The organism is Pseudomonas sp. H3_D04, from assembly GCF_054669175.1.
This window is the reverse complement of record NZ_CP162801.1, coordinates 3,785,300-3,810,687: the sequence shown is the minus strand read 5'-3', so window position 1 is coordinate 3,810,687 and position 25,388 is coordinate 3,785,300. Positions and strand designations below refer to the sequence as shown.

The window sequence follows — 25,388 nt, the reverse complement described above, 5'->3', positions numbered from 1 at the left end:
CCGGCTCACGTCACAGGGTTGAACTGTCGACGATTATCGTGAGCCCGACCCATGCCCAATCTGAATGACCTGACTGCCCTGGCCTTGCCCAACGGACGCCGTCTTGTAGCTGATGAAACCCAGAGTCGCCTGCACCTCAGCCTGGAAGGGCAGCCGCTGATCGAGCTGCGCCTGACCCGCGAGCCCGATGTGCAGGTGCAGGTCGAAAAGCGTTTCGACACGCCTGAAAGTCAGGCGCTCTGGGCCACCTGCTATTGGCTGTTTGCCCGTGATCCGGCGTGCCAGCACCTGACGTTTCAACTGCAGCAATCGCCTGCCGACGCCTTGGCGAGCGGTTTGCTGATTCCCACCGACACCGCCGGCCAATACCGTTGCGAACGCACGCTGTTCTGGCAGTTGCCCCAGCCGTGGCTCAGCCAGGCGCAGGCCGACACTTATCCGCAGCAAATGGTCATCAGTGGCGCCAAGCGTCATCCGCTGCGCCCGCTAAAACCACGCGGTGAAGTTTATCGTCGCTTCGATGCGCGGCTCGGTGGCTGGATTTCCCTGCGCACGCTGGACATCGATCTGGACCTGGGGCGTTTCAATCGCTGGCAGAACAGCCCGCGGGTCGCGAGTTTCTGGCAGGAGGAGGGCAGCCTCGAGCAGCACCGCGAGTACCTGAGCAAACTCGAAGCCGATCCTCACACCCTGACCCTGATCGGTTGTTTCGATGATCAGCCGTTTGCCTATTTCGAAGCCTACTGGGCCAAGGAAGATCGCATCGCGCCGTTCTATGACACCGGCGATTACGACCGTGGTATCCACATGCTGGTGGGTGAAGAAAATCACCGTGGCCCGCATAAGGTGGCGAGCTGGTTATCGGCGTTGACGCACTACCTGTTTCTCGACGATCCGCGCACCCAGCGAGTCGTCGCCGAGCCTCGCGCCGACAACGGGAAGATGATCAAGTACATGCAGGATCAGGGTTACCACTGTGAGAAAGAGTTCGACTTTCCGCACAAGCGCGCGGCGTTGATGATGCTGGGGCGGGAGCGGTTTTTTGCTCGGTGCAAGTTGGCGTGATGCTTATGGCTCAAGGTCTGCACTGACCTTGAGTGCCCCATCGCGAGCAGGCTCGCTCTCACATTGAATCTCCAGTGAACACACAATCGGTGAACACCCAAGATCAAATGTAGGAGTGAGCCTGCTCGCGATCGGGGTCACCGAAAATTTGAGCTTTTAGCGACGGGCAAAGGTATCTACACGATTGCCCGACACCTTGCGGCAGTGCACCAGCGCATCGCGAATCATGAAGTTCACCAGGGTCGGCGAGACGCCGAGTTCCTTGGCGATGTCCTTTTGCGGCACGCCGTGCAGGCGGTACATCTCGAAGGCGTAACGGGTACGGCTCGGCAGCTCCGTCAGCGCATCGGCGATGTTTTCCAGGGTCGAGAAATTGATGTGCGAGGTTTCCGGCGAAGCGCCCTGAATCACCACGTTCAGACCTTCCTCTTCCGGCCCGGAGTATTTCTGCTCCAGCGCCTGCTTGCGATAGTGGTCGATCGCCAGGTTGCGCACGATCTGGAACAGATAACTGAGCTGAGCCTTGAAGGATGACGTGATTTGCGGCGCCGATTGCAGCCGGAAAAACGCATCCTGGACCACGTCTTCAGCACGCGACCGGCAACCGGTAATCCGCGCTGCAATCTTGACCAGAATCAGTCGGTTGTCGACAAAGGCCTGAAGTAGCGGTGAATCGCACCTGCTTGTGGATACTTGTTCCGTCATGGAAATCACCTTGCTGCCAATAGGTTGGTGGGGCGGCGGGGGGTGGCCGTCCTACACATCGAGCGACAAATTATGCTGAATGATAATGATTGTCAATTGAGAAAGAGAACTAATGCTCCTCAGTGGTGCAGAGTGAGAACTGCGACACGCTGTCGCACTCGCGTGCAGCACTTGGTTCCGTTGACGATCGACCCTGCCGACTAATTATTTCAAGACGTCATCCGTTCTCATTGGTGAAAGGCGCTGGGTAAATCCCGGCCAAAACCGCACTCCCAATGCCTTGCGCAGTCGGCGAAGACCGCGTCCTGCATGCCCTTTAGTGGGCGTGACGTAAGAAAACCGATTTCATTTGCAAGCCGAATTCAGGCAGGAAACCTCATGACCGACGCGTTCGAACTCCCAAGCAATCTGGTCCAAGCCCTCCAGCGCCGAGCGGCCCTGACGCCGGATCGGGTGGCCTTGCGTTTTCTCGCCGAAACCCCGGAGCAGGCCGTGGTCCTCAGTTATCGCGAGCTGGATCAGCGGGCGCGAACCATTGCCGGTGCGTTGCAGGCCGAGGCTGAGTTCGGCGATCGCGCCGTGCTGTTGTTTCCGAGCGGCCCGGATTACGTCGCGGCGTTTTTTGGTTGCCTGTACGCCGGAGTGATCGCGGTGCCGGCTTATCCGCCGGAGTCGGCTAAACGTCATCACCAGGAACGTTTGCTGTCGATCATCAACGATGCCGAGCCGCGCCTGCTGCTGACCAGCGCCGGCCTGCGTGACGCCTTGCAGCAGATTGAAGGTGCGCCGCCGCTGCTGTGCGTCGACACCCTCGACGGTGCCTTGGCCGCCAGCTGGGTCGCGCCGAACCTGGCCGGCGACCACATCGCCTTTCTGCAATACACCTCCGGTTCCACCGCGTTGCCCAAAGGCGTGCAAGTCAGCCACGGCAACCTGGTGGCTAATGAACTGCTGATCCGTCATGGCTTCGGTATCGATCTGAACCCGGATGACGTGATCGTCAGCTGGCTGCCGCTGTACCACGACATGGGCCTGATCGGCGGTCTGTTGCAGCCGATTTTCAGCGGCGTGCCGTGTGTGTTGATGTCACCGGCGTACTTCCTCGGCCGGCCGTTGCGCTGGCTGGAAGCGATCAGCGAATACGGCGGCACCATCAGCGGCGGCCCGGATTTCGCCTATCGCCTGTGCAGCGAGCGCGTCAGTGAGTCGGCGCTGGAACGCCTCGACTTGAGTGGCTGGCGCGTCGCGTATTCCGGCTCCGAACCGATTCGTCTCGACACCCTGGATCGTTTCGGCGAAAAGTTCGCGGTGTGCGGTTTCACCACTGACAGTTTCATGGCGTCCTACGGGTTGGCCGAAGCCACCTTGTTTGTCGCCGGAACCCCGCGCGGTCGGGGCATCGGCAACCTGCGCGTGGACGATCAAGCCCTGGCCCAAAACCGCGCAGAGCCTGGCGAGGGCAGCGCGATCATGAGTTGCGGCATCAGTCAGCCGGATCACGCGGTGTTGATTGTCGACCCGGTCGCGCTCAACGAACTCGCCGACAACGCCGTCGGCGAAGTGTGGGCTGCCGGGCCTAGCATCGCCCATGGCTACTGGCGCAACCCCGAGGCCAGCGCCAAGACCTTCGTCCAGCACAACGACCGGACCTGGCTGCGCACGGGCGACCTGGGTTTCATGCGTGACAGTGAACTGTTCATCACCGGGCGCCTGAAAGACATGCTGATCGTTCGCGGTCACAACCTGTACCCGCAAGACATCGAACAGACCGTCGAACGCGAAGTGGAAGTGGTGCGCAAAGGTCGTGTCGCGGCCTTCGCGGTCACTGTCGATGGCCAGGAAGGCATCGGCATCGCCGCGGAAATCAGCCGCAGCGTGCAGAAAATCCTCGCGCCCGACGCGTTGATCAAAGCCATCCGCCAAGCGGTGGCCGAGGCGTATCAGGAAGCGCCGAGCGTGGTGGTGCTGCTCAATCCGGGCGCATTGCCCAAAACCTCCAGCGGCAAACTGCAACGTTCGGCCTGCCGCAATCGTCTGAAGGACGGCAGCCTCGACAGCTACGCGCTGTTCCCTTCGGCGGACGTTCAGGGCGAATCCGGCACAGCGTCGGGTTCCGAACTGCAAGCCTTGATCGGCCAGATCTGGAGTGAGCAACTGCAGGTCAAACAGGTTAACGCCGACGATCACTTCTTCCTGCTCGGCGGCAATTCCATCGCCGCCACTCAAGTGGTTGCGCGACTGCGTGAAACACTCGGACTGGAGCTGAACCTGCGCCTGCTGTTCGAAGCGCCAACCCTCGGCGCCTTCACTGCCGCTGTCGCTCAGCTGCAACAGGACGGCGGCCTGGCCCAAGGCGTGATTACTCCGCTGTCGCGTCACGAACCGATGCCACAGTCTCTGGCGCAAAACCGCCTCTGGATTACCTGGCAACTCGATCCGCACAGCAGCGCCTACAACATTCCCGGGGCCTTGCGCCTGCGTGGCGAGCTGGACGAAAACGCCTTGCGCGCCAGTTTCCAGCAGCTGATCGAACGTCATGAATCCTTGCGCACACGCTTCTTCGAACGGGACGGCGTGTCGCTCCAGCAGGTCGATGCGGCGGGCGAATTCAACCTGCAATTGATCGACATCAGCGAACTGCCCGCCGAGGAGCGCGAAGCCCGCGCGCTGCACATCCGTGAGGACGAAGCCCGCACCCAATTCGATCTGGAGAAAGGCCCGCTGCTGTGGGTGACGCTGGTGCGCCTCGACGACGATGACCATCAACTGCTGGTGACGATGCATCACATCATTGCCGATGGCTGGTCGCTGAACGTGCTGATCGACGAGTTCTCGCGCCTGTACGCCGCGGCTTCCCAGGGACAAAAGGCCACGCTTCCCGCATTGCCGACCCAATACGCCGATTACGGCAGCTGGCAGCGTCAATGGCTGGCGCAAGGGGAGGGCGAGCGTCAACTCGCCTACTGGAAAACGCAGTTGGGCGAAGAGCATCCAACGCTGAACCTGGCCACCGATCATCCGCGCTCGGCGCAGCACGTTCACAGTGCTGCCCGCCACTCGATAAAGCTCGCCGCGACCCTGAGCGATGCCATTCGCCAGACCGCCCAGGCGCATGAGTCGACGCCGTTCATGCTGTTGCTCGCCGCCTTCCAGAGCCTGTTGCACCGCTACAGCGGCCAGCGCGACATCCGCATCGGCGTGCCGAATGCCAACCGCCCGCGCCTGGAAACCCAAGGGCTGATCGGCTTCTTCATCAACACCCAGGTGCTGCGTGCCGACGTGGATTCGCGCCTGCCATTCGTTGAGCTGCTGGCGCAAGCCCGCCAGGCCGCGCTGGGGGCGCAAGCGCATCAGGATCTGCCGTTCGAACAACTGCTCGAAGCGTTCCCGCAGGCGCGCGAACAAGGCCTGTTCCAGGTGATGTTCAACCACCAGCAACGGGACTTGAACGCGCTGCGCCGCCTGCCGGGATTGCTCGCCGAAGAACTGCCGTGGCACAGCCGCGAAGCCAAGTTCGACCTGCAACTGCACAGCGAAGAAGACCAGAAGGGTCGCTTGAGCCTGTCCTTCGACTACGCCAGCGAGCTGTTCGACGCGACGACCATCGAGCGCCTGGCCGAGCATTTCAGCCACCTGCTGCGAGCCATTTGCGAGCAACCGTCCACCGCCATCGGCGATCTGCCACTGCTGAGCGCAAGCGAACACGACCAACAATCGTCCTGGAGCGCCGCGCCGTGCACACCGGCCAGCCAATGGTTGCCGGAACGGCTCAACGAGCAAGCGCGCCAGGCCCCGGAACGCACCGCGCTGATCTGGGACGGCGGCAGCCTCGATTTCGCCGAACTGCACATCCAGGCCAACCGCCTGGCCCATTACCTGCGCGACAAAGGCGTCGGTCCGGACGTCTGCGTGGCCATCGCCGCCGAGCGTTCGCCGCAGTTGCTGATCGGCCTGCTGGCGATCATCAAGGCTGGTGGTGCCTATGTGCCGCTGGACCCGGATTACCCGGCCGAGCGCCTGGCCTACATGCTCAGCGACAGCGGTGTGGAGTTGCTGCTAACTCAGACCCAATTGCTCGAACGCCTGCCGGCCACCGATGGCGTCAGCTTCATCGCCATGGATGCGCTGCATCTGGAGAACTGGCCAAGCCAGGCGCCGGGCCTGCACCTTCACGGCGACAACCTCGCCTACGTGATTTACACCTCAGGTTCCACCGGTCAACCCAAGGGCGTCGGCAACACCCACGCGGCGCTCGCCGAGCGCCTGCAATGGATGCAGAACACCTACGGGTTGAACGACACCGACGTGCTGATGCAGAAAGCCCCGATCAGTTTCGACGTGTCGGTGTGGGAGTGCTTCTGGCCGCTGATCACCGGCGCCCGCTTGCTGATTGCCGGTCCCGGCGAGCACCGCGATCCGCATCGCATCGCGCAGCTGGTTCAGCAATACGGCGTGACCACGCTGCACTTCGTGCCGCCACTGCTTTCGTTGTTCATCGACGAGCCGCTGACCGCCGAATGCACCAGCCTGCGCCGGGTCTTCTCCGGTGGCGAAGCCTTACCCGCCGAGCTGCGCAACCGCGTGCTGGAACAACTGCCGGCCGTGCAATTGCACAACCGCTACGGGCCGACCGAAACCGCAATCAACGTCACCCATTGGCACTGCGTCCGCGCCGATGGCGAGCGCTCGCCGATTGGCCGTCCGTTGGGCAACGTGGTGTGCCGCGTGCTCGACAGCGACCTCAACCCGGTGCCGGCCGGGGTGCCGGGTGAGCTGTGCATCAGCGGCATCGGCCTTGCTCGTGGTTACCTGGGCCGTCCGGGACTGACCGCTGAACGTTTTATCGTCGATCCACTGGGCGAGCAGGGCGCGCGTCTGTACCGCACCGGCGACCGTGCGCGCTGGACGGCGGATGGGGTGATCGAATACCTCGGTCGCCTCGACCAGCAGGTCAAACTGCGCGGCTTCCGTGTCGAGCCCGAAGAAATCGAAGCGCGCTTGCTGGCCCAGGAAGGCGTTGCCCAAGCCGTGGTGCTGGTGCGCGAAACCGCCGCCGGTGGCCAATTGATCGGTTACTACACCGCCACCGATTCCATTGAACAGGTTGATGTTCAAACCGCACGCCTGAAAGCCGCACTGGCGGCTGAGCTGCCGGAATACATGGTCCCGGCGCAGCTGATGCGCCTGGACGAAATGCCCCTGAGCCCGAGCGGCAAACTCGACCGTCGTGCCTTGCCCGAACCGCAATGGCAAGTGCGCGAACACGTCGAGCCGGTCACAGCGCTTGAGCAGCAAATCGCCGGCATCTGGCGCGAAGTGCTCGGCCTTGGGCAGATTGGCCTGCGTGACGATTTCTTCGCCCTCGGCGGTCATTCGTTGCTGGCCACGCAAATCATTTCCCGCACCCGTCAGGCCTGCGACGTTGAGTTGCCGCTGCGGGCACTGTTCGAAAACAGTGAGCTGGGCGCGTTTGCCGAACAGGTGCAACTGATCCAGGCCAGCGGCAAGACCAACCAGCAACCGCCCATCGAGAACGTCGACCGCCGCCAACCGGTGCCGCTCTCTTATTCCCAGCAACGCATGTGGTTTCTCTGGCAAATGGAGCCGGACAGTCCGGCCTATAACGTCGGCGGCATGGCACGGTTGCGCGGTGTACTCGATGTCGGGCGTTTCGAAGCGGCGTTGCAAGCGCTGATCATGCGTCACGAAACCCTGCGCACCACGTTCCCGAGCATCGACGGCGTGGCCCGGCAACAGGTGCATGCGCAAACCGGCATGCGCATGGACTGGAAGGACTTCTCGGCGCTGGAGGCCGACAGCCGTGAGCAACGGGTGCAGCAACTGGCTGACGACGAGGCACATAAACCGTTCGATCTGGAAACCGGTCCGCTGCTGCGCGCCTGTCTGGTCAAGACCGCCGAGCACGAACACTATCTGGTGCTGACTTTGCACCACATCGTCACCGAAGGCTGGGCGATGGACATCTTTGCCCGGGAACTGAGCGCGCTGTACGAAGCGTTCGTCGATGACCGCGAATCGCCGTTGGCACCGCTGCCAGTGCAGTACCTGGATTACAGCGTCTGGCAGCGCCAGTGGCTGGAATCCGGCGAGCGCCAGCGCCAGCTCGACTACTGGACCGCGCAACTGGGCCGCGAACATCCGCTGCTGGAATTGCCCGCCGACCGTCCACGTCCGCCGGTGCAAAGCCATCAGGGCGAACTGTTCCGTTTCGACCTGAGCGATGACCTCGCCGCACGGGTGCGCGCCTTCAACGCGCAAAACGGCCTGACCCTGTTCATGACTATGACAGCCGCACTGGCCGTGCTGCTTTATCGCTACAGCGGCCAAAACGACCTGCGCATCGGCGCGCCGGTGGCCAACCGGATTCGCCCGGAAAGCGAAGGACTGATCGGGGCGTTCCTCAACACCCAAGTGCTGCGTTGCCAGCTCGACGGGCAGATGTCCGTCGGTGAATTGTTCGAGCAGGTGCACCACACGGTGATCGAAGGCCAGTCCCATCAGGACTTGCCATTCGATCACTTGGTTGAGGCCTTGCAGCCACCGCGCAGTGCCGCGTACAACCCGCTGTTCCAGGTGATGTGCAACGTGCAACGCTGGGAATTCCAGCAAAGCCGCACCCTGGCCGGCATGACCGTCGAGTACCTGGCCAACGATGCCCGGGCGACCAAGTTCGACCTCAACCTGGAAGTCACCGACCTCGATCATCGACTGGGTTGCTGCCTGACTTACAGCACCGATTTGTTCGATGAACCGCGCATTGCACGCATGGCGGGGCACTGGCGCAATCTGCTGGAAGCGCTGCTGAGCGATCCGCAACAGCGACTCTGCGAGTTGCCGTTGCTCGACGCCACGGAACAGCAAAAGCTGTTGGACAGCCTTGGCGTCGAACCGGGGGAGCATCGCCTCGATCAATGCATCCATCACCTGTTCAGCGAGCAAGCCCTCGCCCGCAAAGACGCACCGGCGTTGACGTTTGCAGGTGAAACCCTGAGCTACGCCGAACTCGACAGCCGCGCCAATCGCCTGGCCTGGATGCTTCGCGAACGCGGTGTCGGCCCGCAGGTTCGCGTCGGCCTGGCGCTTGAGCGTTCGCTGGAAATGGTCATCGGCCTGCTGGCGATCCTCAAGGCCGGCGGCGCTTATGTGCCGCTGGACCCGGAATACCCGCTCGATCGCCTGCATTACATGATCGAGGACAGCGGCATCGGTTTGCTGCTCAGCGATGCGGCGATGTTCGACGCGCTCGGCGAATTGCCGGCCAGCGTCGGCCGTTGGTGCCTCGAAGAGGACGCCGCCGCGTTGGCCCATTACCCGGCCACCGAACTGCCCTTTATCAGCCTGCCGCAACATCAGGCGTACCTGATTTACACCTCGGGTTCGACCGGCAAACCGAAAGGTGTGGTGGTGTCCCACGGTGAAATCGCCATGCATTGCCAAGCGGTCATTGAGCGCTTCGGCATGCGCCCGGACGATTGCGAACTGCATTTCTATTCGATCAACTTCGACGCTGCGACCGAGCGTTTGCTGGTGCCGTTGTTGAGTGGTGCGCACGTTGTCCTGCGCGCCCAAGGCCAATGGGACGCGGAAGACATCTGCGGGCTCATTCGTCGCCACCACATCAACATCCTCGGCTTCACCCCAAGCTACGGCAGCCAATTGGCGCAGTGGCTGGCGACCCAGGGCGAAATCCTCCCGGTGCGCATGTGCATCACCGGCGGCGAAGCCCTGACCGGTGAACACCTGACGCGAATCCGTGCGGCGTTCAAACCAAGCCTGTTTTTCAACGCCTACGGCCCGACCGAAACCGTGGTCATGCCATTGGCCAGTCTCGCACCCGAACAGTTGGAAGAAGGCTTGGCCAGCGTGCCGATCGGCAGCGTGATCGGCGCGCGGGTCGCCTACATCCTCGATGCCGACCTGGCCTTGGTACCGCAAGGCGCGACCGGTGAGTTGTTCGTCGGTGGCGCCGGCCTGGCGCAGGGTTATCACCAGCGACCAGGCATGACCGCCGAACGGTTTGTGGCGGATCCATTCGCCGCCGATGGCGGACGTCTGTACCGCACCGGCGACCTGGTGCGCCAGCGTGCCGATGGCCTGGTGGAGTATCTGGGGCGTATCGACCATCAAGTGAAGATTCGCGGGTTCCGCATCGAGTTGGGCGAGATCGAAACCCGTCTGCTGGAGCATGAGTCGATCCGCGAAGCCGTGGTCCTGGCCCTCGACGCGCCGAGCGGCAAACAGCTGGTCGGCTATCTGGTGACCGAGGTCGCCGAGCAGGATGAAACGCAACAAGCGGCATTGCGTGAAGCGCTGAAGCATCACCTCAAATCGCAACTGCCGGATTACATGGTGCCGACGCACCTCATCCTGCTGGCCAGCATGCCGCTGACCACCAATGGCAAACTCGACCGCCGCGCCTTGCCAGCGCCGGACCCGGAACTCAACCGTCAACACTACGTGGCGCCAAGCAACGAGCTAGAGCTGACCTTGACCGGCATCTGGTGCGAGGTGCTGAACGTCGAGCAAGTGGGCCTTAACGACAACTTCTTCGAACTGGGCGGCGATTCGATTCTGTCAATCCAGGTGGTCAGCCGTGCGCGGCAGCAGGGCATTCATTTCAGTCCGCGTGACCTGTTCCAGCACCAGACCGTGCAAACCCTGGCCGCCGTGGCCACCCGCACCGAGCAGGTCACCGCCGAGCAAGGCCTGCTCAGCGGTGAGTCGCGTCTGACGCCGATTCAGCACTGGTTCTTCGACACTGACATTCCCGAGCGTCAGCACTGGAACCAGGCATTGCTGCTGGAGCCGACTGACGCGCTGGAACCCCATCGCCTGGAGCAAGCGCTGCTGGCGGTAATCGAACAGCACGATGTCTTGCGGTTGCGTTTCAGCCAGACCAACACACAATGGCGCGCCGAGCATCAGGCGATTTCCAACGTGCCGGTGCTATGGCAAGTTCGAGTTTCGTCCATGGACAAATGCGCTGCGCTGTTCGCCGATGCCCAGCGCAGCCTCGACCTCGAACAGGGGCCGCTGATGCGCGTGTTGCTGGTCGATGGTCCCGAGGGCGTACAACGGCTGTTCATCGCCATTCACCACTTGGTGGTGGACGGCGTTTCGTGGCGGGTGCTGCTCGACGATCTGCAAACCGTTTACCGTCAACTGGACGCCGGGCAGTCGGTCAAACTGCCGGCGAAAACCAGCGCTTTCAAGGATTGGTCCGCCCGTTTGCAGGCCTATGCCGGCAGCGAATCCCTGCGTGAAGAACTGAGCTGGTGGCAGTCGCAACTGACCGGGCCGAACGCCGAATTGCCCTGTAATCGTCCTGAGGGCGGGCGGCAGAACCGGCATGCGCAAACCGTCAGCGTGCGCCTCGATGTCGAACGTACTCGACAGTTGCTGCAACAGGCGCCGAGTGCCTATCGCACGCAGGTCAACGACCTGCTGCTGACCGCGTTGGCTCGGTTGCTGTGCAATTGGAGCGGAGAGGAGTCGGCGCTGATTCAGCTTGAAGGCCACGGCCGCGAAACCCTGTTCGACGAGATCGACCTGACCCGCACCGTCGGCTGGTTCACCAGCGCTTATCCGTTACGCCTTATGCCGGCGAACGGGCAGGGCGCCTCGATCAAGGCGATCAAGGAACAACTGCGTGCCGTGCCGCACAAAGGCCTGGGTTATGGCGTGCTGCGTTATCTGGCCGATGATCTGAGTCGTCAGACCCTGGCCGCGTTGCCGGTGGCGCCGATCACCTTCAACTACCTCGGCCAGTTCGACCAGAGCTTTGGCCCTGACGCCTTGTTCCGTCCGCTGGACGAGCCCGTCGGCGCGGCCCACGATCCTCGCGCGCCGCTGCCCAATGAACTGAGCGTCGACAGTCAGGTGTATGGCGGTGAGCTGGTGCTGCGCTGGACCTTCAGCGCCGAACGCCACGATCCGCAAGCCATCACCGACCTGGCCAACGCTTATCTTGGCGAACTGCAAAGCCTGATCGAACATTGCCTGCGCGACGATGCGGGAGGCCTGACGCCGTCGGACTTCCCGTTGGCGAAACTGACCCAGCCGCAAATCGACGCGTTGCCAATCCCGGCCGCCGTCATCGAAGACGTCTACCCGCTGACCCCGATGCAGGAAGGCATGCTGCTGCACACCTTGCTGGAACCGGGCACCGGCCTCTACTACATGCAGGATCGCTACCGCATCAACAGCGAACTCGACCCGCAACGTTTCGCCCAAGCCTGGCAAGCGGTGATTGCCCGCCACGAAGCCCTGCGCGCATCGTTCTGCTGGAACGTTGGCGAAGACATGCTGCAAGTGATCCACAAACCCGGCAGCACGCCGATCGAGATCCTCGACTGGACGCAAATTGCCGAAGCCGAGCAAGAGCCGAAACTGCAAGCACTGCTCAAAAGCGAGCGTGAAGCCGGGTTCGATCTGCTCAATCAGGCACCTTTCCACCTGCGCTTGATCAAGGTCGGCGCGGCGCGTTACTGGTTCATTATGAGCAACCACCACATCCTGATTGATGCCTGGTGCCGCTCGCTGCTGATGAACGATTTCTTCGAAATCTACACCGCCCTCGGCGAAGGCCGGGAAGCGCAACTGACCGTGCCCCCGCGTTATCGCGACTACATTGGCTGGCTGCAACGCCAGAGCCTGGCCGAGGCGCGGCAGTGGTGGAAAACCAATCTGAAAGGTTTCGAACGGACCACGCCGATCCCGAGCGACCGGCCGTTCCTGCGTGAGCATGCCGGTGAAAGCGGCGGCATGATCGTCGGTGACCGCTACACAAGGCTTGATGCTCGCGACGGTGCGCAACTGCGCGAATTGGCGCAGGCGCATCAACTGACCATCAACACCTTTGCGCAAGCGGCGTGGGCCTTGGTGCTACGGCGTTTGAGCGGTGATCGTGACGTGCTGTTCGGCGTCACGGTGGCCGGGCGTCCGGTGGACATGCCGCAGATGCAGCGCACCGTCGGGCTGTTCATCAACAGCATCGCGCTGCGGGTGAAAATGCCCGAGGACGATCAGCGTTGCAGTGTGCGCCAGTGGTTGAGTGGTTTGCTCGACAGCAACATGCAACTGCGTGAGTACGAATACCTGCCGCTGGTGAGCATTCAGGAAAACAGCGAACTGCCCAAGGGCCAACCGCTGTTCGACAGCCTGTTCGTGTTCGAAAACGCCCCGGTGGAAGTCTCGGTGCTGGACCGTGCACAGAGCCTCAATGCCACGTCCGATTCGGGCCGCACCCACACCAACTTCCCGCTGACGGCGGTCTGCTATCCGGGGGATGACCTGGGGCTGCACCTGTCTTACGACCAGCGTTATTTCGACGAGTCGACCGTCGAGCGCATGCTCGGCGAGTTCAAGCGATTGTTGCTGGCGCTGGTCGAAGGCTTCCATGGCGACATGGCCGATCTGCCGTTGCTGGGCGACGAGGAACAGGATTTCCTGATCCACGGCTGCAACCAGAGCGAGCACGATTACCCGCTGGAACAAAGCTATGTCGCGTTGTTCGAAGCGCAGGTCGCTCGGCATCCGCAGCGGATTGCCGCCAGTTGCCTGGATCAGCAACACAGTTATGTCGAACTGAACCGGCGCAGCAACCGCCTCGGTTATGCGTTGATCGCGGCCGGGGTCGGGCTGGATCAACCGGTGGCATTGCTGGCTGAACGTAACCTCGATCTGCTCGGCATGATCATCGGCAGCTTCAAGGCGGGCGCGGGTTATCTGCCGCTGGACCCGGGGCTGCCGAGTCAGCGCCTGAGCCGGATCATCGACCTGAGCCGCACGCCATTGCTGGTCTGCACGCAAACCTGTCGTGAACAGGCGGTCGCGCTGCTGGAGGCGTTCAGTTGCGCCAACCGGCCGAAATTACTGGTCTGGGAAGAGGTGCAGGCGAGCGATGTATCGGTGGCGAATCCGGGTGTTTACAGCGGCCCGGACAACCTCGCCTATGTGATCTACACCTCCGGCTCCACCGGTTTGCCCAAAGGCGTGATGGTCGAACAGCGCGGCATGCTCAACAACCAGTTGAGCAAGGTGCCGTACCTGAATCTCAGCGAGGTTGATGTGATCGCCCAGACCGCTTCGCAAAGCTTCGACATTTCGGTCTGGCAGTTCCTCGCCGCACCGCTGTTCGGGGCGCGGGTGGACATTGTGCCGAACACCATCGCCCATGACCCGCAAGGGTTGCTGGCGCACGTATCGGCCCAGGGCATTACGGTACTGGAAAGCGTGCCGTCGCTGATTCAGGGCATGCTCGCCCAGGAACGCATGAGCCTCGACGGCCTGCGCTGGATGCTGCCGACCGGTGAAGCGATGCCGCCGGAACTGGCGCATCAATGGCTGCTGCGCTACCCGGAGATCGGGCTAGTGAATGCCTATGGCCCGGCGGAATGCTCGGACGACGTGGCGTTCTTCCGCGTTGACATGGCCTCGACCCGTGGCAGTTACCTGCCCATCGGTACGCCGACCGACAACAACCGTTTGTACCTGCTCGATGGCGCGCTGGACCTGGTGCCGTTGGGTGCGGTGGGCGAGTTGTGCGTCACCGGCACCGGGGTCGGGCGTGGTTACGTCAGCGACCCGTTGCGCACCGCCCTGGTATTTGTACCGAACCCGTTTGGCGCGCCGGGGGATCGTCTGTATCGCACCGGCGACTTGGCCCGACGTCGCAGTGACGGCGTGCTGGAATACGTTGGGCGTATCGACCATCAAGTGAAGATTCGCGGTTACCGCATCGAACTGGGTGAAATCGAAGCACGCCTGCATGAGCAACCGGAAGTGCGCGAAGCGGCGGTCGGTGTGCAGGAAGGCGTGAACGGCAAGCATCTGGTCGGCTATTTGGTCGCGGCGGATGCTTTGATCAAGCCAACGGAGCGACTCGAACGCATCAAGCAACGCCTGCGTACCGAACTCCCGGAATACATGGTGCCGCTGCACTGGTTGTGGCTGGAGCGGATGCCGCTCAATGCCAACGGCAAACTCGACCGCAAGGCGCTGCCGGCGCTGGAGATCGGCCAGTTGCAGAGCCAGGATTACCAGGCGCCGCGCACCGAGCTGGAGCAGACACTGGCGAATATCTGGGCCGAGGTGCTGAAGGTCGAGAAGGTCGGCGCGCAGGACAACTTCTTCGAACTGGGCGGGCATTCGTTGCTGGCGACGCAGATTGCTTCGCGGGTGCAGAAAGCCTTGCAACGGGATGTGCCGTTGCGGGCGATGTTCGAGTGCAGCACGGTGGCGGAGTTGGCCGAGTACATCAACGGGTTGGCGGCGAGTGACATCACCGAGGAGAAGGTGGATCGCCTCAATGACTTGATGGCGGAGTTGGAGGGGTTTTGATTCTTTAGCGTCTGTGCGGGGCCTTTCGCGGGCAAGCCTCGCTCCTACAGGATTTGTGTCGTTCGCAATTTTTATGATCGACACCAGACCTGTGGGAGCGAGCCTGCTCGCGAAGGCGTCATCGAAATTTGCGCGAATTTGCGCGTTGACTGCCGCTTCGGACCGGCTCAGGCTGCCTCTGCTTTTTTTGTTGAATTCCCTTCAAAAAGGAGACAGTTAATGCCCTTTGTAACGATTGACGGACAGCCCCTTCACTACATCGATCAAGGCACCGGCCCGGCCGTATTGCTGGCCGGCAGCTACCTGTGGGACCAGGCCATGTGGGCACCGCAGATTGCTGCGTTGTCGCAACACTATCGGGTCATTGCCCTGGACCTGTGGGGCCACGGTGAATCCGGGCCACTTCCCGAAGGCACGAAGTCGCTGGATGACATCGCCCGCCAGGCCTTGGCGCTGCTCGATCATCTGGACGTTGATCGTGTCACGCTGGTCGGTCTGTCGGTCGGTGGCATGTGGGGCGTGCGACTGGCGCTGTCAGCGCCACAGCGGATCAATGGCCTGGTGCTGATGGACACTTACGTCGGCGTCGAGCCGGAACCGACTCGCCAATACTATTTCTCGCTGTTCAAACAGATCGAAGACACCGGCGTGATCGCGCCGCAGTTGCTCGACATCGTGGTGCCGATTTTCTTCCGTCCGGGCATCGATCCACAGTCGGCCCTGTATCAGGATTTTCGCGCGAAACTGGCGGCGTTGCCGTCCGAACGTCTGCGTGAAAGCATTGTGCCGATGGGGCGGATTACGTTTGGGCGGGATGATCTGTTGCCGCGTCTGGGCGAGCTGAACCCTGCCACCACGCTGGTGATGTGTGGCGATCAGGACAAACCGCGGCCGCCGTCGGAAACGAAGGAAATGGCCGGGTTGATTGGCTGCCCGTATGTGCTGGTGCCGGAGGCGGGGCATATCTCCAATCTGGAGAATCCGCCGTTTGTGACGGAGGCGTTGTTGAAGTTTTTAGCCGAGAGAAATTAGTCGATCTTGCTGGCCCCATCGCGAGCAGGCTCGCTCCCACAGGGGAATGCATTCAAATGTGGGAGCGAGCCTGCTCGCGATGGGGCCGGTGTGGTCACCAAGTCTCTGCAGCAAACTACTTGGGCCCGAGAATCTTCACCAACTTGTCCGGCGAAGGCGCGCCTTGCTGCTGTTGCAGCTCGCCCTTGTCGTCCATGTAGAAAATCGCCGGGGTGGCCTGCAATTCCAGGTCTTCCATCAACTGCATGTTCGCCGCCAATTTCGCCTGAATCGCCGGCGGCACGTCCTTCAGGGCTTTCAGCGAACTGCCCTTGCCGGATTTTTCGTGATCTTCCAGCGCCTTGCTCGGGTCCTTGGCGGCTAGCAGCGCGGCGGATTTGCCCGGGCTGTCTTCGCGAATGATCCCGACCATGATGTGCCGCAGCTGCACTTTGCCGGCATTGACCCACGGCCGAGCCTGTTCCCAGAACATGTTGCAGTAGGGGCAGTTCGGGTCGCTGAACAAGTACACGATGCGTGGCGCATCTTTTTTGCCGTCGGCGATCCAGTTGCTGGCTTCCATCTTGGCCCAGACTTCCTTGGACATCGGCGCGTAGACCAGTTTCTGCAACGGTGCACTGCTCAGGTCGTTGCCCTCGGCGTCGTACAGATTGCCTAGCAGTACATGCTTGCCGTCCGGGGTCAGGTACAGCGCGATACCGCGGTTCTGGTACTGGGCGGCGTAACCGCGCAGCCCGTCGGGTGCGTCGAACTGACCGACGATTTTCGCGCCCTTGGCTTCGATCTTCTTGATCGCTTCAGGCAATTCTTCGGCGGCCTGCACCGACGGCAGGTGCAGCAGCGCTGCGCCCAGAGTCAGCGTCAGCAGGTGGCGGAGGCGGGGCATGGCAGTTTCCTTGAAGAGGTGGCCGGTACGGCAGGAGAAGGGGTGTCGAAGTTTTCCAGGGCGCGGGCCAGGCTGGCATCCGAGAGTTCACCCAAATGGCTGCCCAGCAATCGACCGTCGGGGCTATAGAAAAGCGTAGTCGGCAATGCCATGGAACCCACGGCCTGACCCAGTCGACCGCTGCCGTCGAACAGCACATTGGTCAGGCTCAGGCCTTGGGTTTCGAGGAAGGTGCTGACGCTTTGCATGCTTTCGGCCTGATTGACGAACAGGAAGGTCAGGTCCGGGCGCTGTTGCTGGGCGTTTTCCAGCACCGGCATTTCCCGGCGGCACGGCGGGCACCAGGTGGCCCAGAGATTGATGACCAGCGGCCCACCCTTGTAGTCCGCCAGTTGCACGGTTTCGCCGGCGGCGTTGCGCAGGGCGATTTCCGGCAGGCGCGTGCCTTGTTCGTAAATACTCAGAGAGAAAGTCGCCAGCAGCCAGAATGCCAACCCGCTGGCCACGCCAAACCCCAGCGGGCGGCGCAAACCCGGTCGGCGCCAACCGCGATACAGCGCGGTGAGCAGCAGCACAATCACTCCGGGCCAGGCGAGGAAACCGCCATCGCGCAGGTCGATGATCTGCCACGGATCGTTGCGATAGTGGGCCCAGTAGGCGCCGACGAACCCGACCCGCGCCGCCAGCATGCCCAGCAAAAAAAGGCTGAACAGCGCCGACTCGGGGTTCTCTCCACCGCGCTTGGCCACCCGCCAGCCGACAAACGTCGCCAGCGCCAGGGCACTGATCAGCAGCAGATGGTTAAGCGCGATGGCAAAAGTGCCGAGGGTAAAGGTCAGCATTAACGGGCGTCTCGGGTGGTGGTCCAGCGTTGCAGGAAAGTGTCGGCATCGACCTCGCCGGTGATGCGCTGACTGCGGCGCTCCTGGCCGTCTGTGCCGATCCACAGAAAACTCGGTGGCCCCGGCACTTTATAACGGCCGAGCAGTTCGCGGCTGTCGGCATTGTCGGCGGTGACGTCCAGCCGTAGCAAGCGCACATCGCTCAGCGCTGCCATCACATGGGCTTTGCCGAAGACCTGTTTTTCCATGACCTTGCACGACACACACCAGTCGGCGTAGTAGTCCAGCAGCACCCATTGGCCCTGGGCCTGGGCGGCGTCCAGTTCCTGTTGCAGCGCTTGCGGATTGTTGATCGTGGTGAAGGCCTCATGGCCGGTCGGGCGAGCGGCATTGCCGGAAGAGGCGGAAGCGCTGTAGACCTGCAACGGTTTGAGCAAGTCATCACTGCCCCCGGCGGCCCCGATCATCAGCAGACCGCCCCACATCCCGAGCAACAGCGCACTGGCGCCGAACAGATGGGCGACGCGGCCAAAACCTTCCGACTGTTTCCAGGCGCTATAGGCGGCAATCAGCAGCAAGGCGCCACACAAACCGATCCACAGCGATTGATCCAGCACCGGGCGCAGCATCAGCAGGGCGGTGGCGAGGAACAGGAAACCGAACACGCCTTTGAGCAGGTTCATCCAGGCGCCGGGTTTGGGCAGGAAGCGATTGCCCACGGTCACCAGCAACAACAGCGGCACACCGATGCCGATGCCCATTGCGAACAGAATCAGCCCGCCATGCAACGCATTACCGCTTTGTGCGATGTAGAGCAGGGCGCCGGCCAATGGCGCGGTCATGCACGGGCCGACCAGCAGCCCCGACAAGGCCCCGAGCACACCGGCACCGATCAGACTGCCGCCACGCTGATTGCGCGACACATTTTCCAGCCGATCACGCACCGCCACCGGCAGTTGCAGCTCGAAGAAACCGAACATCGGCAACGCCAGCAGGACAAATATCGCCGCGAAGCTGCCCAGCAGCCACGGGTTCTGCAGCAGCGCCTGAAGGTTCGCACCAAGCAGCGCGGCCAGCACACCCATCGCCGCATACACCAGCGCCATGCTCACCACGTAGCTCGTCGCCAGGGCGAAACCGCGTTTGGGCGTGGCGCCGCTGCCGACGATCAACCCGGCCAGTATCGGCAGCATCGGCAACGAGCAAGGGGTGAAGGCCAGCAGCAGGCCCAGACCGAAGAACACCAGCAAGCTCCAGCCCAGCGCCCGTTGTTGCAGGCCGCTGGCCAGGGCCTGATCCGGTGCTTCGTTGGTTGCGCCCGCAACGTTGCCACCCAGGTCCACGACCTGGGTTTGCGGCGGATAGCACAATCCGGCATCGGCACACCCTTGGAAGCCCACCTTGATCTGCCCGGTGGCGCCCGCCGGAATCTTCAGCTCCAGGCCTTGGCGATACACCGGTTGTTCGCCGAAGAATTCATCACTGTGCGCTTCACCTTCGGGTAATGGCGGCTGTTGCTCCGAGGGCAGCCCCTCGAATTTCAGGCGTTTCTGGTAAAGGTAATAGCCGTCGGTAATTTGCCAAAAGAGCTGTGTTTCACCCGATTCAAGGCGCTCGGAAGTAAAGACAAAGGCCTTTTCCACCGGTAAAAATTCAGGTTTGGTATCGAACGGATTGGTCCCTGCCTGGGCCACACCCGAGATCAAGAGAACAAAAAGAAGAAACAGTCGACGCATGGGTAAGCCTTATCCCTGTGCAAGTGAGGTGCACAATGGGAGGCGGCGATTAACCGATGATTAACCGCGAGTCGACGGATTCTCAGTCTCGTAGCAATCCGGGCCAATTCACCTCATTCACCGGGTGCGGGCCAGAATGCATACGATTCATTTGCAGGTTGTAGATGATGTATTCGTTGCCAGTCAGGAAGATGTAGAAATAATTGTCGTCACTATTACTGTCTTTTTGCACGCCGGTAATAATTCGGTCGAGGTAGGGGGACAGTCCGCTCCAGACGGTCGGGGAGATGGAGGGTTGATTGTAATAGTTGCTTTTGTAGTTGAATTGGAAGTGCTTTCCGTCGCTCATGATGAACTTAAATATGTGGCCCGTTTCGTTTAGAGTCCACCACGTCACTGCGATGATACGATCGAAATAAGGAAGAATGGGAGCCCATCCAGTATTTTTCACAGGCTTTATATAACTGACTCTATCGGTGTCTTGATTATACTTGCAGACGGTCGGTGTAGTGCCTTCGTAAAAAAACAACCATGTTGCGTCAGAGTCATAACCTTCAGACTCATTGATCAGATCAGTGGTGGTTAAGCCAAAGCGTAGGTTTTTGGCATGGGAGTGGAAGTCATTCCAGTTGCCGTATGAAATATCGCTCGGGTATCCCTTTGGAACTTGCCTGTCGCCAAGGCTGTATCGAGAGTATTTATTTATGTCTTTGAAGAAGAAATGAATTCCATCTTTGCCAGAGCGCCAGTCGACGGTGACAAAGTTTTTCAAGATTGGCATGTTGTTGTTCCTTTCAATAGTTAAACGTTTGTTGGTTGTTCAAGAGCAGGTTTGTGGTCGGGTTGTCATGTTTTGGTGTTGTGAATTAGTTGCGGGCTGAGCTTATCGCTTTACGAAAATCAATAAGAGTTTTTTTTGAGGTTGTTTGTGTCGCTTTGCAACTAAGGTGAATGAATAAGTTTGATTTGGTTGGGTGACAGAAAGCCGGGCTATTCGTCATCCCTCGCAATTGACATAATTGCGCCTTAATCCACATCTGCTTGACTCGCGTTTTTACTCATGGAGCGCCCATGCACGTACTGGTTTGTGAAGATGATGAGCTGATCGCCAGCGGCATTGTCGCCGGCCTCACCGCACAGGGCCTGACGGTGGAGCACGTCGCCACGGCATCGGCTGCCCGGGCGATGCTCAAGGTGGCTGAGTTCGACGTCATGGTGCTCGACCTTGGTCTTCCCGATGAGGACGGCCTGAAGTTGTTGCAGCAGTTGCGCCACAGTGGCCTTGAGATTCCGGTGCTGATTCTCACGGCGCGGGATTCGGTCACCGACCGCGTCGATGGCTTGCAGGCCGGCGCCGACGATTACCTGCTCAAACCGTTCGACCTGCGTGAACTCGCCGCCCGTCTGCACACCTTGTTGCGACGCGTGGCGGGGCGCAGCGTCAACCTGATCGAACACGGCCGTCTGACCTACGACCCGAGCAGCCGGGAAACCATGCTCGGCGGCCAGTCCGTCGACCTTTCGCGGCGTGAACAGTCGCTGTTGCAAGCCTTGCTGCATAACCGTGGCCGAGTGCTGTCCACCGAACAATTGAAGGACAGCGTCTACGGTTTCAATGACGAACTGGAAAGCAACGCCCTCAACGTGCATATCCATCACCTGCGGCGCAAACTCGGCAATGGCATTGTCGAGACGGTGCGCGGCCTGGGTTATCGCCTGGGGCCTGCCGATGGTGGAGAGGAAATGAAAAAGTGATGAGCCTGCGTTTGCGCCTGAGCCTGACACTCGGCGCCGCTTTTGCGCTGATCTGGGCCCTGGCGGCGGCCTGGATGCTCAGCGACCTGCGCAACCAAATGATGTTTTCCCTCGACCAGCGGCTGGTGGCATCGGCGCGCATGGTCGCCGGCCTGATGGAACAATTGCCCGCGTTGCCGAGCAAGGGCGAGGGCACCCATTTCAGCGCGGAACAACTGAATATTCCGGGTGGGATGGCCTGTCAGGTCAGCTCGTTGCGCGGCGAAATCCTCGCCCGCAGTCACACCGATCCGCAACAAACCCTGGAAGCCGAGAAAATGGGCTTCCACGATCAGATGATCGACGGCGCGCCGTGGCGCAGCTTCACCCTGGCTCGCGGTGATCTGCGCATTACCACGGCGGATCGGCAGATCGAGCGTGAGGCGCTGAACATGTCGATCCTGCTGGCCGCTTCGGTGCCGGTGGGCGTCGCGTTGCTTGGCTGCCTGTGCCTGTTGTGGCTGGGGATTGGCCAGGGGCTGGCGCCGCTCAACCGGATGCGCGATGCCTTGATGCGCCGCAGCGCCGATTCGCTCGAACCTTTGCAGATCCAGCCGCTGCCCAGCGAGCTTCAACCGTTGCTGGACACCCAGAATCAGCTGTTCCAGCGCATCGGCAAGACCATCGAGCGCGAACGCCGCCTGACCGGCGACGCGGCCCACGAATTACGCAGCCCCCTGACCGCAATCAAAACCCATCTGCAAGTGGCGCGCATGACTGATGGCGCGGCCCGGGATCAGTCCCTGGCACGGGCAGAAGAGGGCGCCGACCGCATGCACCGCACGCTGGAGCAATTGCTGCTGCTGGCGCGGGTCGAGGGCAGTCTGTCGTTCGACGACGGGGTGCAATGCAGCGCCGAACAGGTGGCGAAACTGGCGATTCAGGATGCGGCCAGCGGGGATCGTCGGCGGATCAAGCTGCACATGCCAGCGAAGTTCTCCGATGCCCCGGTGCAGATGCCCGCGGTGCTGTCGATCGCCGCATTGCGCAACTTGCTGGACAACGCCCTGCGCCATACCCCGGGCGACGGATCGGTGGAACTGAGCCTGGAAACCACTGGCAGTCGCGCACGCTTTCTGGTCCGCGACCACGGCCCGGGCATTGCCGATGACGACCTGCAACACCTGACCCAGCGTTTCTGGCGCAACGGCCAGAGCACCGGCTGCGGATTGGGCCTGGCGATTGTCCAGGCGATTGTTCAGCGGTGCGGTTGTACCCTGCATTTCGACAGCCGACCGGATGGGTTGCGGGTTGAATTGACCATGCCGCTACAACCCCTCTAACCAACACCGCAACTTCCCCTGTGGGCGTGAGCCTGCTCGCGATGAGGCCATAACATCCAACATCCATGTTGACTGTTACACCGCCATCGCGACCAGGCTCACTCCCACAAGGGAGGCTGTGTTGCACATCAAATGTAACTTCTCTCCATTAGTCAGCGACTCGCCACAGCGCTATCGTCCCCGGCAGCTTTTTCTCAATGGATTGAGGTAACAGCGCCATGGATGCATCGATTCACATCTGCAAGGCAACCCCCGCCGACGCCGGCATCATCAGTCGGATCGTCGAGCGCTCCATTCGTGTCGGCTGCGCGCTCGACCATCGCAACGACCCGAGAACCGTCGCCACCTGGACCCACAACAAAACCATCGAGCACGTGCAACCGTGGCTGACCGACCAACGGTTGTACCTGAACATCGCCCTGTTGCAGGACAAACCGGTCGGTGTCGCCATGGCGGCGATCAGTGGCAAGGTCGCGTTCTGCTATGTGCAGCCGGAATGGTTTCGTCGCGGTGCCGGAGAGGCGCTGGTTCACGACCTCGAAGGCTGGTTGATCAATCAGGGACTGGGCCAGGCTCGCCTCAACAGCACCCGCACCAGCGAGGCTTTTTATCGCCATTTGGGGTACCGGCCCTGCGCTGAAATCTTCATCGTGGCCGGGCTCCATGCCATTCCCATGCATAAGGCACTGACACCGCCTTCATAGAAAGCTGATCGAGGGTCTAAATCCTCGGCGCCCTGATGCGTTTCCAGAACAGGAAAACCTTATTGAGGGGTCGAGAGATGTCAGTCGCTACCAGCCTTATGGAAGATCAGTCGGCCCGGATCGCTCCGGCGCCGGTCGAGACGCTGTATCAGTTCAACGAATCGCCGTTGCTGGCCCGTCAGAACCAGCAGGAATCGAATGCCCGCAGTTACCCGCGACGCATTCCCCTGGCGCTCAAGCGCGCCAAGGGCATTTATGTCGAAGACGTCGAAGGCCGCCGTTTCATCGACTGCCTGGCGGGTGCCGGGACATTGGCCCTGGGGCATAACCATGCGGTGGTGATCGAAGCGATCCAGCAAGTGCTGAGCGATGAGTTGCCGCTGCACACCCTCGACCTGACCACGCCGGTCAAGGATCAATTCGTCCAGGACCTGTTCGGTTTGCTGCCGACGGCGTTGGCTGCTGAAGCCAAGATCCAGTTCTGCGGCCCCACCGGCACCGACGCGGTGGAAGCCGCCCTGAAACTGGTGCGCACCGCCACCGGACGCAGCACCGTATTGTCGTTCCAGGGCGGTTATCACGGCATGAGCCAGGGCGCGCTGAGCCTGATGGGCAGCCTGGGGCCGAAAAAGCCGTTGGGCGCTTTGCTCAGCAACGGCGTGCAGTTCATGCCGTATCCCTACGATTACCGCTGCCCGTTCGGCCTCGGCGGCGCGCAAGGGGTGAAGGTCAACCTGAGCTACCTGGAAAACCTGCTCAATGATCCAGAGGCCGGCGTGCAATTGCCGGCGGCGGTGATCGTCGAAGCGGTGCAGGGCGAGGGCGGAGTGATCCCGGCCGATCTCGATTGGCTGCGCGGCCTGCGGCGCATCACCGAACAGGCCGGCGTGGCGCTGATCGTCGATGAAATCCAGAGCGGTTTCGCTCGCACCGGCAAAATGTTCGCCTTCGAGCACGCGGGGATCATTCCGGACGTGGTGGTCATGTCCAAAGCCATCGGCGGCAGTCTGCCGCTCGCCGTCGTGGTTTACCGCGACTGGCTCGACACCTGGCTGCCGGGCGCTCATGCCGGGACTTTCCGCGGTAATCAGATGGCCATGGCGGCGGGTTCTGCGGTGATGCGTTACCTGACCGAACACAAGGTCTGCGAGCACGCTGCCGCCATGGGCGAGCGCCTGAGCGAGCACCTGCGCATTCTGCAGCGGGACTTCCCGCAATTGGGCGACATTCGCGGGCGCGGTTTGATGCTCGGCGTCGAGCTGGTCGATCCGACGGGTGCGCCCGATGCATTGGGGCATCCGCCGATCTTCGGTCGCCTGGCGCCGCTGGTGCAGCGTGAATGCCTCAAGCGCGGGCTGATTCTTGAGCTGGGTGGGCGTCACGGCGGCGTGGTGCGTTTCCTGCCGCCGCTGGTGATTACCTCCGCGGAAATCGATCGGGTGGCCGAGATTTTCGGCCGGGCCATGGCCGCAGCCACCGCCAGCCTCTAAATTTTTCGCGCCGCGCAACGTTCCTTCTACATACCGGCTGCGCACGCCGCGCAGCCCACCCTACAGCGATGGAGACATAGCATGACGTCAGTATTCGACCGCGAGGACATCCTCTTTCAGGTCGTGGTCAACCACGAAGAGCAATACTCGATCTGGCCCGACTACAAAGCGGTGCCTGCCGGCTGGCGCACCGTGGGCAAGAGCGGCCTGAAAAAGGAATGCCTGGCCTACATCGAAGAAACCTGGACCGACATGCGCCCGTTGAGCTTGCGTCAGAAGATGGACGAGCAGGCGGCAGTGGCTAACTAAGGCACGACGCAAAAGGAAGCCCGCTGGACTGGTGACAGTCAGCGGGCTTTTTCATGTCTGGAATGTGTCTCGCCTGTCAGGCCGCCTTCGCGAGCAGGCTCCCTCCTGCATTGGATCTATGGCGTGACACAAATCCCCTGTGGGCGCGAGCCTGCTCGCGATGAACGATAACGCGGACTC

13 protein-coding genes are annotated in these 25,388 nt (G+C 61.6%); 8 read left to right on the top strand and 5 right to left on the bottom strand.

The features are described 5' to 3' along the window. The first annotated feature begins 51 nt into the window (after positions 1-51). Positions 52-1,065, top strand: a complete 1,014-nt coding sequence (locus AB4N91_RS17460; protein WP_154913326.1) for a GNAT family N-acetyltransferase — start codon at positions 52-54, stop codon at positions 1,063-1,065. Positions 1,066-1,221: 156 nt separating this feature from the next. Here AB4N91_RS17460 and AB4N91_RS17455 read toward each other — a convergent pair whose 3' ends face one another. Further along, positions 1,222-1,770, bottom strand: a complete 549-nt coding sequence (locus AB4N91_RS17455) for an RNA polymerase factor sigma-70 (protein WP_010461205.1) — start codon at positions 1,768-1,770, stop codon at positions 1,222-1,224. 378 nt (positions 1,771-2,148) lie between these two features. Here AB4N91_RS17455 and AB4N91_RS17450 point away from each other — a divergent pair, with 378 nt between their 5' ends. Together AB4N91_RS17450 and AB4N91_RS17445 are read left to right on the top strand one after the other, a co-directional pair. Further along, on the top strand, positions 2,149-15,132 hold the full coding sequence (locus AB4N91_RS17450) for a non-ribosomal peptide synthetase (RefSeq protein WP_460111349.1): 12,984 nt from the start codon (positions 2,149-2,151) through the stop codon (positions 15,130-15,132). 219 nt (positions 15,133-15,351) lie between these two features. Then, positions 15,352-16,164, top strand: a complete 813-nt coding sequence (locus tag AB4N91_RS17445; RefSeq protein WP_077747891.1) for an alpha/beta fold hydrolase — start codon at positions 15,352-15,354, stop codon at positions 16,162-16,164. Positions 16,165-16,279: 115 nt separating this feature from the next. Here AB4N91_RS17445 and dsbG read toward each other — a convergent pair whose 3' ends face one another. The 4 genes from dsbG to AB4N91_RS17425 all read right to left on the bottom strand — a co-directional run bounded on the left by dsbG (position 16,280) and on the right by AB4N91_RS17425 (position 20,409). Further along, a complete protein-coding gene (gene dsbG, locus AB4N91_RS17440) occupies positions 16,280-17,050 on the bottom strand; it encodes a thiol:disulfide interchange protein DsbG (RefSeq protein WP_077747890.1) in 771 nt (256 codons plus the stop codon). Continuing rightward, the gene (locus tag AB4N91_RS17435; RefSeq protein WP_077747889.1) at positions 17,026-17,892 is read right to left on the bottom strand and encodes a TlpA disulfide reductase family protein; all 867 of its coding nucleotides are present in this window, start codon (positions 17,890-17,892) and stop codon (positions 17,026-17,028) included. The genes dsbG and AB4N91_RS17435 overlap by 25 nt, the downstream gene beginning before the upstream one ends. Next, positions 17,892-19,628, bottom strand: coding sequence for a protein-disulfide reductase DsbD (gene dsbD, locus AB4N91_RS17430; RefSeq protein ID WP_083374683.1), 1,737 nt, complete (start codon positions 19,626-19,628; stop codon positions 17,892-17,894). Before dsbD ends, AB4N91_RS17435 begins: the two co-directional genes overlap by 1 nt. An 82-nt stretch (positions 19,629-19,710) precedes the next feature. Further along, complete coding sequence (locus tag AB4N91_RS17425; protein ID WP_460111344.1) at positions 19,711-20,409, bottom strand: hypothetical protein; 699 nt, start codon at positions 20,407-20,409, stop codon at positions 19,711-19,713. A gap of 290 nt (positions 20,410-20,699) precedes the next feature. Here AB4N91_RS17425 and AB4N91_RS17420 point away from each other — a divergent pair, with 290 nt between their 5' ends. From AB4N91_RS17420 to AB4N91_RS17400, 5 genes are all read left to right on the top strand, one after another. Next, positions 20,700-21,383, top strand: a complete 684-nt coding sequence (locus AB4N91_RS17420; RefSeq protein WP_010461191.1) for a response regulator — start codon at positions 20,700-20,702, stop codon at positions 21,381-21,383. Further along, complete coding sequence (locus tag AB4N91_RS17415; RefSeq protein ID WP_077747886.1) at positions 21,380-22,705, top strand: ATP-binding protein; 1,326 nt, start codon at positions 21,380-21,382, stop codon at positions 22,703-22,705. Before AB4N91_RS17420 ends, AB4N91_RS17415 begins: the two co-directional genes overlap by 4 nt. Before the next feature lie 218 nt (positions 22,706-22,923). Then, complete coding sequence (locus AB4N91_RS17410; RefSeq protein WP_010461187.1) at positions 22,924-23,409, top strand: GNAT family N-acetyltransferase; 486 nt, start codon at positions 22,924-22,926, stop codon at positions 23,407-23,409. 77 nt (positions 23,410-23,486) lie between these two features. Then, positions 23,487-24,899: an aspartate aminotransferase family protein gene (locus AB4N91_RS17405; protein WP_288109358.1), complete on the top strand. Its 1,413-nt coding sequence runs from the start codon at positions 23,487-23,489 to the stop codon at positions 24,897-24,899. Positions 24,900-24,980: 81 nt separating this feature from the next. Beyond that, complete coding sequence (locus tag AB4N91_RS17400; RefSeq protein ID WP_010461182.1) at positions 24,981-25,208, top strand: MbtH family protein; 228 nt, start codon at positions 24,981-24,983, stop codon at positions 25,206-25,208. Positions 25,209-25,388: the final 180 nt, after the last annotated feature.